Raw genomic sequence first — 12,591 nt, 5'->3', positions numbered from 1 at the left:
TAACATTTTAGTATTTATGCGACACGCTGTTTGTGTTGCATAATCACTTGTTGGACTGAGCCGCTACCTGCTCGGTGTGTCAGAGTTGGTGTTGTTTATGCTATGGGAATTTGCTTTTTAGAGGCTCTCACTTTCCTCGCTAATTTAATCAGCTTAGCGAGTGTTATGTAAGCTTTCCCTGCATTGCTCAGCGCTTATTATGTATTCATTACACCTAAATTTGCCTTAATAAGCAATTATATTTTTTACACGTACAGAGGCCGCTAGCCTGAACAATTAAGCAGGTTAACTTATTGATTTGATGCAGCAAGCAAGGCTGCTAACTCGTTCGCGCTACTTTGTTTGTCGCCTCATCTAAATTCATCACACCAATAAGTCGTAAAGTACCCGTCTTGCATGACTGGCAAGGCCAATGGGGTATTAATCGTTCTTGCTCTACCTTCGGCTTCACCGCTTTGCATGGGGTTGCTGATACTTGAGCCTTTATTAACCCTAACTTTCGCTTGCGACACGCATTAGCTAAAAAGCCATAGTGGCGATTGCGCATAAACCCTTTGGGCAATACATGTTGTAAGTAACGCCGTAAAAATTCATCACAACTCAGAGTCATGACTTTATCGCGGTTGTTATCTGCATAATCGCGGTATTTAAAGCTCACTGTTTCTTCAGTCGCTGACACTAATCGTGATTCTGACATTACGCCTTTTCGGGTATAACGAGCAAGGTAACTAACTAGCTTTTCACTGTACGTTAAACAAGCTTTGCTATACACGCACCATTTGGTTGGCGTGCTTACCTTCGCGAATGAACTATCGCATTCATTGAGCGCCGCCAGCATTTTCCCTCTGAACACTGTTGATAATGCTTTAACGGGGTATAAATAGCCTTTTTCTATTTTATGCCAGTGCGCTTTATCAAGCGCGCCTGCGGGTATCAAACAGTGTAAATGGATATGCTGACCTAAGTTTTGCCCCCATGTATGCAGTACACTTGTCATGCCTAACTGACCATGCCTCTTTCGTTTCGCAAATTTACTCAGCGTTTGCCATGCGGCTTTAAATAAACACTGGTACAACGCGCTTGGGTTATAGTGCGCAATGATATTCAACTCATGAGGGAGCGTAAAAACAAGGTGGAAATACCGACACGGTAATAAATCCTCTTGCTGCCTTTGCACCCACTTAGCAGTAGCCATGCCTTGGCAACGCGGACAATGACGGTCTCGACAACTACATCCAATCTTTTGTGACTCACCACAGTTATCACATTGCCATGCTTGGTAACCGAGCTGACCCGTTCTGCATGATTGAAGGTGCTGACACACGCGCAGTTGTTGATAACTCACCGTATGATGTTGGCGATAACTCTCAAGGCTTGAGTTTAAAATATCAGCGAGGTGTAAGGCGTTCATTGTTTACTCCAGCTCGCAAGCAAATCAATGCCGCCATGACCTAACTCTGGTAACCAATGTAAGTAACTTTGTGTGGTTTTAATATCACTGTGGCCAAGCTGATGTTGCAGTTGATGAAGTGGCATACCTGATTCAAGTTGGTGTGTTGCATAAGCATGGCGTAAAGTATGTGGATTACAGTGCTTTAAGCCACACGCTTGTGCATGTTTTCTCAATGGCTTCCTGAAGGTTGATGCTGACATAGGTTTATCCATTAATAACCGTGAATAGAACATCCAACCTGTTGGGTGATACATTTTCCAATAACAACGTAATTGAGCCAGCACGCTATCTGATACAACAACATAGCGTGATTTATCCCCTTTACCTTGTTCAATTAAAATAGTTTTACGCTGTCCATCGATATCTTGCACTTTAATGCGTAGCAGTTCATTAATACGTAAGCCACACCCATAGCACACCATAATCAATGTTTTTAAGCGCATATCATCCGTGCAGCTCTCTATCAGCCGCCGCATATCATCACGTGATAAATAGGTGGGTGCGCGCGACTTCACTTTTGGCAATGCGACATCTAAGTTCAATGGCCGGTGTAAAATATTCTTAAACAAAAACCAAATGCTGTTTATCTGTACTTTTTGGCTTGCTCTAGACAGTTTACGAATAGCGGGATCGTTAAAAAAGGCGTTAAGTTCGTCATCAGTAATCGAATCGAGTGGTCTATTAAAATAATGACTGAGTTTTAGTAAATGTTCACAGTAGCTTTTACAGGTACTTTGCGAATAACCACGATAGACTATTTCAGTTTTGACTTGTTCAATGAGTGTATTCATGACTTACCTCCAAGTTATGGGATAACCCCAAGGTAAGTGTGGCTCAAATGGTCAGAATAGGATCTCCGCGTAGCGGCTTAGTTCAACAATTTTATAGTGCGCTCATCGCGCATATTTCTGCCGACTTAACGCTCATTTATTTACTTTATATAGTTTTAACAAATTATCTAAGGCATTACTATCACTAAGTTTTCTAAATTATTTAGGTAAAGTTAAATGCATCAATATGCGCACAGCGCTCATTTTCATGAATATATTCGCAAAGAGCAGTTTAACCAATCTATTAACGACGATGTTTAGCCAGTCTCAATGACCGGTTATCGCTCATGGCTGTCTGTCAGATGAAGTCTAAACCTATTCATTTAATCTGTAAGTTCAGATATGAGCTAGTACACCTAATGCAGTTAACACCAAGCGACTTTGTCGTATCTTAATTACCAAGCGATTCTGTCGTAATCACACTAGTACACCTAATGCATCTAATACTGCTAAAAATTAGCAAGTTCGGTGTTATCTCAATTCAATAGTAAGCGATAGATTTAGTAACAAAACTGCATTTTACACCTCATTTTTTCATTATCTATGGAGTAAATTTCTCAAAAACTGTTACCATTATTAAAATGAATAAATACAATGTGGTAACACTTTGTCACTTATTGAAAACGACATTAGTCGTACCCCGCGCGCCATCACTAAATTTATAGTGGCGGTAACCGACCCAAAACTAGGCGAGTCAATTATGGACCCTGCTTGTGGTACTGGTGGCTTTTTAGCGTGTGCATTCGACCATGTAAAATCAAACTATGTTAAATCGGGCGACGACCACCAAATATTACAAAAGCAAATACACGGCGTAGAAAAAAAACAACTTCCGCATTTACTGTGTACTACCAATATGATGCTTCACGGCATTGAAGTACCGGTACAAGTTAAACACGGCAATACCTTAAACAAACCGCTTTCAAGCTGGGATGACCAAGTAGATGTCATCATCACCAACCCTCCGTTTGGCGGCACTGAAGAAGATGGCATAGAAAAACACTTCCCAAGCGACATGCAAACTCGCGAAACCGCCGACTTGTTCTTACAACTCATTATAGAAGTACTTAATACCAAAGGGCGCGCAGCAGTGGTATTGCCAGATGGCACCTTGTTTGGTGAAGGCGTAAAAACCAAAATTAAAAAACTATTGGTAGAGGAATGTAACTTACATACCATAATACGCTTACCCAATGGCGTGTTTAACCCGTACACCGGTATTAAAACCAACATCCTGTTTTTTACTAAAGGCACGCCAACAAAAGACGTGTGGTTTTACGAGCACCCATACCCAGCCGGTGTAAAAAATTACAACAAAACCAAACCAATGAAGTTTGAAGAATTTAAGACTGAGCTCGAATGGTGGGGCAATGAGGCAGACGGCTTTGCAAGCCGAACTGAAACCGAGCAAGCATGGAAAGTATCAATTGACGATATTATTGCTCGTAATTACAACCTCGATATTAAAAACCCGCATGTAGGAGAGGTAATAAGCCATAACCCACAAGAGCTACTAGCCGACTATTCAAAGCAGCAAGCCGATATACAAGCCCTGCGTGACCAGCTTAAAGGTATATTATCAGCAGCCCTTTCAAAAGATACTGAGGGCAAGTAATGGCTGAGTCAAAAACACCAAATACAAACGCAGAGCAGCTAATAACCGAACATCTTGATATTTGGACGACTGCTATTGAGCAAAAATCGTCGTCAGGGCGTGGATCATCTAAAAAGTTCTCACTTCATGGCATTAAAAAACTGCGCGAACTTATTTTAGAACTCGCAGTGCGTGGTAAATTAGTGCCACAAGATCCAAATGATGAACCCGCTTCAGTATTGCTTGAGCGAATAGCCGCTGAAAAAGCGCAGTTAGTTAAAGACAAGAAAATCAAAAAGCCTAAAGCACAGCCAGCAATCAGCGAAGATGAAAAACCGTTTGAATTGCCGAAAGGGTGGGCGTGGTCAAGGTTGCAAGATTTAACTTCATACATACAGAGGGGTAAAGGGCCTAAATATGCCGAGTCTGGTAAGGTTAGAGTTATTTCTCAGAAATGTGTTCAAAATACAGGTTTTAATCTTGATGTAGCTAGGTATGTTACTGATGAAAGCCTTAGTGCTTACCAACCAGAAAGATACCTTTTAAATGACGATATACTTTGGAATTCAACGGGTACCGGTACCGTTGGTCGAGCCAACGTTATAGGGAATATTGTAGAACAAACATTAGTTGCTGATTCTCATGTAACGGTTATTAGACCTCTCAATGTTTATAGTCAATTTCTTTGGTGTTTTATCATGGCTCCGGGTATTCAATCAAGAATAGAGCCTAATCATGATAATGCTTTAGTTTCAGGTTCAACTAAACAAGTGGAGCTTAATACAAGTTCAGTTGTTACTGTTGTAGCTCCGGTCGCACCTTTAAAAGAACAACGCCGTATTGTTGCTAAAGTCGATGAGTTAATGGGCTTGTGTGATGCGCTTGAGGCGCAAACTGAAAATAGTATTACGGCACATCAAACATTAGTTGAAGTGCTGTTAGAGGCCTTGCTGAAAGCACCAGAGCAAACCGCAACGCCCGAACAAGCCACAGCACAGTTCCAACAAAACTGGCAACGTTTAAGCGAACACTTCGACACGCTATTTACCACCACCGCCAGCATCGACACGCTAAAACAAACCATTTTACAACTCGCAGTAATGGGCAAACTCGTCCCACAAAACCCAAACGACGAACCCGCCGCCAAACTCCTAGAGCGTATAGCAGCAGAAAAAGCACAACTGATTAAAGACAAAAAAATCAAAAAGCAAAAACCACTGCCAGAAATTACCGACGAAGAAAAACCGTTTGAATTACCCGAAGGGTGGGAGTGGTGTCGGTTTGAAGATATAGTTGAGATCAATGGCGGAATTACTAAGGGTCGAAAATTAGCTGGGCGTGAGCTCATTACTGTGCCTTATTTGAGCGTGGCGAATGTTCAGAGAAGCTATCTCAATTTGGAGCACTTAAAAGAGATTGATATCCCAGTTGAGGAAAAAGAAAAATATCGTGTGAAAAAAAGAGATCTACTTATAACTGAAGGTGGTGATTGGGATAAGGTTGGTCGAACAGCTATTTGGTCAGATGAACTTGATTATGTAGGTCATCAAAACCATGTATTTAAAGCTCGTATTTTTCTTGAAGAACAATGCGAAGTTTGGCTCGAGAAATATCTTAATGGACCATATGCCCGTGATTACTTTGCAGGCTCAAGTAAACAAACAACGAACCTTGCTTCTATTAATAAAACACAGCTAAGAGGTTGCCTTATTGCTATGCCACCCAAGGGGGAACTGGGAGACATTATAGTCAAGATCGATGAACTACTAACACTCTGCGACCAACTCAAAGCTCGTTTGACTGACGCACAAACCACTAAACTTCACCTAACCGATGCCATAGTCGAACAGGCGCTTTAGCTATGGCAATTGTCTTCAATAAACCACAAACTATTGTGCAGTTGTTAGCGCAACAACTTACGATTCCTGAATACCAAAGGCCCTATAAATGGCAGCCTAAGCACGTTAATCAGTTAATTGATGATATTTTTAATCACCGCACTAAGCCGTGTTATCGCCTTGGTACTGTTGTATTGCATCAAGATAAAGAATCAGTGAATGAGAATAAAAAACAGACACTGAATATCGTTGATGGCCAGCAGCGGCTGCTCACTTTAACGCTGCTTTGCACCATTCTTGATGGGGCTGAGAAAGCTATTGCATCCACTTTACTTGAACATAAGTTTGAATCATCAGTCAGTATTAAAAACCTCAAACATAATGCTCAGATCATTTCTGAACGAGTAACCAGTCTGAATACTACTGAAAAACAAAATTTACTTAATTTTGTGCTTAACAAGTGCGAGCTTATTCAAGTGACATTAGATGATTTGAGTGAAGCGTTTCAGTTTTTTGATTCTCAGAATGCCCGTGGTAAAGCCCTCGCGCCGCACGATTTACTCAAAGCGTATCACCTGCGTGAAATGATGGACGCCACGACACAAACAGAACGCTTGCACCATGTAAGCCTGTGGGAGCAAGGCGTTAACCCTGATGATGATTCAGCCAATTTGCACACCATAATTGGAGAGTTTTTGTTCCGTATGCGCCGATGGATTGACGGTGATTATGGCATTACGTTTAGTCGTCATAACATTGATGTATTCAAGGGTATTAACTTAGATAACACGCAATATGCTTATGTGGATGCAATGCTGGCGCTCGATTACGCGATTGAAACCTTTAATGGCGATCCTGCGCGAAAATGGGACAAGCAAACTAAGAGTTACCCATTCCAAGTAGAACAGGTGATGATCAACGGTAAGCGTTTTTTTGAATACATTCAGCACTACATGGCCATTCACTCAACCTTATTTGTTGGTAACAAGGCAAAGCTCTCTTTGTTTGTTGATAAATACGCTAGGTACAGTGGCAGTCACCGTAAAGGGGATAGCTATGTGCGCAATTTATTTTTGTGTACCGTGATGTATTACTACGACAAATTTGGTGATGTGGAGTTAGAAAAAGCGGCGCAGATTTGTTATCGCTGGGCATATTATTTACGCCTTGAATTGCAACGTATTGGCATGGAGTCAGTTGATAACCACGCTAAAAGCCGTAGCGGGTTATTTAGAGTAATTCGCAAAGCTGTTCACCCTCAACAGGTGTTGAATTTTCAGCCGCTTTATATAAAAGTGCCTAAGTTTAATAATGCTGAGAAAGTACAAGGATTTATTGAAGCAATGAAATCGGGAAGTATCAATGAGTGATGTGAAACAAGTGGAACAGTTATCCGTTAGAGTGCTTTTTGATAAGAAAATTCAATATATTATCCCTATTTATCAGCGAAATTACGCTTGGGGTGCACCTGAGATTGAGCAGCTTATTCAAGATATTAGTGATGCCGCAGGGCTTATTACTCAGCCAGGTGAAACTGTTAGCGTAAAACAAGTAAAATATTACCTGGGTAGTCTTGTTGTTTATCAGCGCACAACTCACTCACAGCAATCAAATGTGGTGTACGAGACTATTGATGGGCAGCAAAGGCATACCACGCTTTCTATTTTATTGGCGTATCTAAAGCATCGAAAAGTATTGGATGAGAGTGACCTAGCAGGGTTAGACATTAACCTAACTTTTGATAGTCGCCCAAAATCTTCCAGAGCGTTAGATGATATTTATAGAGGTAAGTCAAGTGGCGAGGCTGAAGAGCCTAACATTCATGCTGCGTTGAACATTATTCAGCGTTACTTCAAAACCAAAGGGCTAGATACAGAGGCTAAAATTAAGCAGTTTTGCGAATACCTGTTAGATAACGTCACTATATTGAAAGTCGTTGTGCCACCGCAAACCGATCTTAATCACTACTTTGAGATCATGAATAACCGTGGTGAGCAGCTAGAAAAACACGAAGTATTGAAAGCGAAATTCATGGCTACACTGAGTAATGATGAGGAAAGAAACTGTTTTTCGACCATTTGGGATGCTTGCTCAAATATGACGCGTTACACACAGATGGGTTTTCAATCTGATTTGCGTAAAGAAGTATTTGGTGACAATTGGCAAACAATGCCAAAAAGCTTTGATGCGATTCAAGCAAAGCATACGAGTATACAGCAAAAACAAGATGCAATGACACTACGCGAAATTATCGACAACAAAACACCCAGTGAAAATACCGATGATGAAGAGCGCGAGAAAGAAGAACGCTTTGGCACGGTTATCGACTTTTCAAATTTCTTACTTCATGTACTCAAGTTGATGCCTGAGATTAAGGGGGTATCGCTTGATGATAAAAAATTACTTGATGCGTTTATTAGTAAAGATAATGGCTTTAAGGTAGAAGCCAAAACCTTTGTATATGAGTTGCTCAAGTACCGAATTCTACTTGATAGCTACATCATCAAGCCAGACCAACACAATGAAAAGCGTAAGTGGAGCCTACAAACACTCATAGCTAATACGAGCGGTACTAGCACAAGCTCTAGCTATAATAACTCTTTTGGTAAAGACCAAGACACATTAAATGAAAAATTGCGCATGATATTAGCAATGTTCCATGTATCAAACCCAGCCTTAGTTTATAAGCGTTGGTTAAATGATGCGCTAAGTATTTTGAATAGGAATACTACAGAGGATACGGGTTTAAGCATTGATGGAGAGGTGTACTTAACTGAGCTTGAGCGCTTAAGCGATCGCTATTTTGAAGAAATCACCGGCGGTCAATGTTTAGAGCTTAATGAAGAGAGCTTAGGCGTATTACATCAAGGAACGGGTGTTCAGAACTTCGTGTTTAATCGGTTGGATTACCTTTTGTGGAAGCGTTTATCAGATGGTGAAACATTTGATGGTAAAGGTAAAAAAGAGCTTGGAAAGCACTTTGATGATTTTCAGTTTAGTTTTAGAACCTCTGTTGAGCATTACTTCCCGCAAACCGATCCATCAGGTGCAAGCAAAATGGAGGATGTCGATCGCTTTGGAAATTTATGTTTAATTTCGCCAAGTAGTAACTCGAGGCTCAGCAATTACTCTCCGCAGGATAAAAAGTCCTTCTATCGTGAGAACAATCGTGCTGAGAGTTTAAAGCAAGCGATTATGATGAGTTACGATGACTGGGGCCCCGTGGGACTAGGTCGAACAAATTTAAAAAACCATGAATCGGCCATGTTAAAGGTTTTATCCGCAATAAAAATATGAGCTACAGCGATAAGTCGAGTTACTTAATAACACGGCTTATAATTAATGGTTAATATTGGCTGAACAGTAATTATTACTGAATTTAAGCTTAAAGCTTGGTCATATAACCTGCTTTTTTAGTTGTTTATCATTATTTTTTTGCTTATCACAGTTGATTTATATACTATCTCGCCACGACTAAAGTATTGCTTTATTTTAGTTGTGGATGGCGATAGGGAGCGTAAAGATTTTATGGATAAAAGCCGAGCAGTACCACCAAACCCCCACTGTTAATTTTATACCTCTTTATGATTCTTTTCCTTGCCATTAATGCGTGTTTTCTGCTTTGAGGTTTCAAGGTAGTTGTCTATTTAATTACGAGAGTACAAAAGATAAATCATATGGATATACTAGAAAGTTTACTACGCAGTTTTGATACAAACGTTGTTAGCGGTGCAGTATTAATTTTAATGCTTTTTGTTTTTGGTTCAGGTTTGTTTTACACCAAAAAGGCTAGGCAAGTTGAATTTGTTCAGTTCGTTCCAACACTATTAACTACTATGGGTATATTTGGTACTTTTTTAGGTATAGTTCTTGGTTTATTAGAATTTAACCAAAATGATATAGAAGCCAGTATTCCGTTGTTGCTAGCGGGTTTAAAAACGGCATTTATTACAAGTTTAGCGGGTATATTTTTATCTTTAGTGTTTAAAACACTGTCTACATTCTCATTTTTAAAACCTAAGCAACTAGAAGATAGCATTTCTCATGCAACACCTGAGGCGATATTAGGTGCTATGCAAGCGCAGGTTGCAGAAACAAAAGTTTTAAAAGAGGCGATTGTTGGTAATGAAGAGTCAACACTGTTTGGGCAATTAAAAATATTACGTGGTGATATTAATGATAATGCAAAAACATCGATAAATATTGCCCAAGAACAAGCTGTAAAACAACAAGAGAACTTTGAGGCGTTTAGTGAAAAGCTATGGCTTAAACTACAAGACTTTGCAGATACTTTATCAAAGTCAGCTACCGAGCAAGTTATTGAAGCGCTAAAACAGGTGATTAGTGATTTTAATAATAACTTAACAGAGCAGTTTGGTGATAACTTTAAACAATTAAATGAAGCGGTAGTTAAATTAGTTGAATGGCAAGAAAACTATAAAGTTCAGCTTAAAGAAATGAGTGAACAATACGCTCATGGTGTTGCTTCTATTTCTGCTACTGAGTCATCTGTTGCTCATATTAGTGAGCAAAGCCAAATAATTCCTCAATCTATGGGTGAATTAAAAGGCGTTATGGAAGTTAATCAACATCAATTAGCTGAGCTTGAACGCCACTTAGAGGCCTTTAAAGATATGCGCGACAAAGCTGTTGAAGCCGTCCCGCAAATTCAAAAACAAGTTGAAGCTACAGTAAACGATATATCGGCTGCTGTAACAACAGCGAGTGACCATTATAAAACCCTTCTTACACAATCAGACGATTACATAAAAACACACGTTCAGACATCTAATGATTTATTAGACAAGTTTGCTCATGAAACAGAGAAAGGCATTAATAGTGTTGGCGATCGTTTGATAGAAAGTTCAGACAAGATTGGTAAAGAAATCCAAACAGCAGGTAATGAGTTTACAGATAATACAGCTCGTACTAACGAAAGCTTAAAGACAACATCTGATCATTTACAGTCGCAAACTGAAGTAATTAAGCAGCACTTACAAGATACAGTGACAGACCTAAATAACAATATGCGAGACATGATTGAAAAACTAGTCGATGACGCTAAAGACATTACTTCAACTATGAAGCAAGCTAATCAAAACCTTGTGACTGATACAGAGCAGGTGCGTGACACTGTAGTTAAGTCTGCAGAAAAACTTCAGCAACGCCTTAATGAAGTGATTGACGATGCAGCTACACAGCAAATTAACCAAGCTAAACGTACCTTTGACGCAATGGAAAATGAGGTTAAAAAGCAGGTTGGTATGACTGGTGAAGCCGTAGACTCACAACTAAAACTTATTGATACTGCGATGCAGCAAGAAATAAACCGTGTAATGAACGAAATGGGTAAGGCACTTGCGCAGGTAAGCGGTAAATTTGTTGATGATTACATTAAGCTAACTAAAGCGATGAATGAAGTTGTAAGTCAGCGAGTAATGTAATGGAAAAGATATTTGGCTCTCAAAATACCTCACAAGATAGTGGTGACCATTGGTTAACTGTATCAGATTTGATGGCTGGTCTAATGGTTGTATTCTTGTTTATAGCTATTGTTTTTATGATGATAACTCAAAAAGAAAACGACAAGATTAAAGATGTTGCTGTTGCTTACCAACAAAATCAAGTGGCTATCTATGAAGCTCTAGAAAGCGAATTTGAAAAAGACCTTGATAAGTGGGGAGCAACAATAGACAAAGAAACGTTAGCGTTTAACTTTCAATCTCCTGATGTATTATTTGCAAATAATGAAACTCGATTAAGCGACGCATATAAAGAAATATTAAACGACTTTTTCCCCCGTTATATCAACGTGCTAGCCCCGTTTAGGGACTCATTAGATGAAATTCGTATTGAGGGTCATACTTCAAGTGTTGGTTTAAGAGGCTCTACAGAAGCGCAAGCATACTTTTATAATATGCGATTATCTCAAGGGCGAACACGTTCTGTATTAGAGTATGGCTATGCACTTATGCCTAATGAGTCTGATTGGATTAAAGCTAATATTGCTGCAGTCGGCTTTTCATCTTCGCGTTTGATTAAAGAGAATGGTGTGGAAGATGCTGCAAGGTCAAGGCGTGTATCATTTAGGGCTATTACTAATGCTGACATTCAAATAAAACGGATACTGGAGGCGCAGTGATGAAGCTAACAGTTGATTTTAGTGCGTTACATAGAGCGGTAGCACCTTTAGGGCATGTAGTAACAGACTTTTCTATTAGCAGTGATGCTTCTGAACTCGAAAGCATTGGCAGTCACCTTAATCAAGGGATGATTTTAGGTAAAGATGTACAGTTAGATGAAATTGATGGGTCAAATGGTGTATTAAACTATGATGGCCATCAGGTTATGCTTTATATACCTGATCAAGGAGATGACATTGAAGCCGTGTTGTCTAATGGTAAATTAGGGCGACGTATCCATGTGGCAGAGTGCTCTACTCTTGAGTTGATGCGAGAAACTGGCCGGTTTAAACGCTACGATGTAATTAATCGGGTTGATGGCTTTTTCCCTGTATTTGGCTCAAGTTACAGAGGAGGCTCTAATACAGTGGGTGAAGCTGATTTAGGTGTATGTAAAAACTGCTTAAAAATTCTTAATTACAAGGGTTACTCGACTCAAAGTCCTCAAGTTAAAAATCAAGTATTTAATAGTTTTTCGTTTGAACAATTTTTCGAAGTTTATAGCTCCTACTTTAAAAGTTTACCTGTTAACAGTAAGAAACACACAAGTGGTTATACGCCAGATTGGCCATCAATTTCAGCTAAGTTAAGAAGCGATTTGAATTATACGTGTGAGCAATATCTAGCGTCAATTAACTTGGCCGGTTCCGCGTCAATTATCTTGGCCGGTTGACGCCGAATTTTATTTGCTCTT

The 12,591-nt window shown here is 39.7% G+C and carries 8 protein-coding genes and 1 pseudogene; 7 read left to right on the top strand and 2 right to left on the bottom strand.

Features of this window, described 5'->3' with window-relative positions:
* Positions 1-319: 319 nt before the first annotated feature.
* A complete protein-coding gene (locus AAEY55_RS12850; RefSeq protein ID WP_350551688.1) occupies positions 320-1,411 on the bottom strand; it encodes an IS91 family transposase in 1,092 nt (363 codons plus the stop codon).
* The gene (locus tag AAEY55_RS12845; RefSeq protein WP_179807925.1) at positions 1,408-2,244 is read right to left on the bottom strand and encodes a tyrosine-type recombinase/integrase; all 837 of its coding nucleotides are present in this window, start codon (positions 2,242-2,244) and stop codon (positions 1,408-1,410) included. Before AAEY55_RS12845 ends, AAEY55_RS12850 begins: the two co-directional genes overlap by 4 nt.
* A gap of 676 nt (positions 2,245-2,920) precedes the next feature.
* On the opposite strand from AAEY55_RS12845, the pseudogene AAEY55_RS12840 reads away from it, so the two are divergent.
* The 7 genes and pseudogenes from AAEY55_RS12840 to AAEY55_RS12810 all read left to right on the top strand — a co-directional run.
* A pseudogene (locus AAEY55_RS12840) lies at positions 2,921-3,898 on the top strand (N-6 DNA methylase); the annotation flags it as partial.
* Positions 3,898-5,736, top strand: a complete 1,839-nt coding sequence (locus AAEY55_RS12835) for a restriction endonuclease subunit S (protein WP_350551685.1) — start codon at positions 3,898-3,900, stop codon at positions 5,734-5,736. The pseudogene AAEY55_RS12840 and the gene AAEY55_RS12835, both read left to right, overlap by 1 nt.
* 2 nt (positions 5,737-5,738) lie before the next feature.
* On the top strand, positions 5,739-7,085 hold the full coding sequence (locus AAEY55_RS12830) for a DUF262 domain-containing protein (protein WP_350551682.1): 1,347 nt from the start codon (positions 5,739-5,741) through the stop codon (positions 7,083-7,085).
* Positions 7,078-9,012, top strand: a complete 1,935-nt coding sequence (locus tag AAEY55_RS12825) for a DUF262 domain-containing protein (RefSeq protein ID WP_179807920.1) — start codon at positions 7,078-7,080, stop codon at positions 9,010-9,012. The genes AAEY55_RS12830 and AAEY55_RS12825 overlap by 8 nt, the downstream gene beginning before the upstream one ends.
* A 380-nt stretch (positions 9,013-9,392) precedes the next feature.
* Positions 9,393-11,159, top strand: a complete 1,767-nt coding sequence (locus tag AAEY55_RS12820) for a hypothetical protein (RefSeq protein WP_350551679.1) — start codon at positions 9,393-9,395, stop codon at positions 11,157-11,159.
* Positions 11,159-11,857, top strand: coding sequence for an OmpA family protein (locus AAEY55_RS12815; protein ID WP_058374752.1), 699 nt, complete (start codon positions 11,159-11,161; stop codon positions 11,855-11,857). The genes AAEY55_RS12820 and AAEY55_RS12815 overlap by 1 nt, the downstream gene beginning before the upstream one ends.
* Positions 11,857-12,570: a hypothetical protein gene (locus AAEY55_RS12810; protein ID WP_350551676.1), complete on the top strand. Its 714-nt coding sequence runs from the start codon at positions 11,857-11,859 to the stop codon at positions 12,568-12,570. The genes AAEY55_RS12815 and AAEY55_RS12810 overlap by 1 nt, the downstream gene beginning before the upstream one ends.
* Positions 12,571-12,591: the final 21 nt, after the last annotated feature.

This window comes from Pseudoalteromonas sp. 120-MNA-CIBAN-0494, assembly GCF_040308885.1.
Lineage (GTDB): Bacteria > Pseudomonadota > Gammaproteobacteria > Enterobacterales > Alteromonadaceae > Pseudoalteromonas > Pseudoalteromonas nigrifaciens.
The sequence above is the reverse complement of the archived record's forward strand: the minus strand, read 5'-3'. Positions and strand labels throughout refer to the sequence as shown.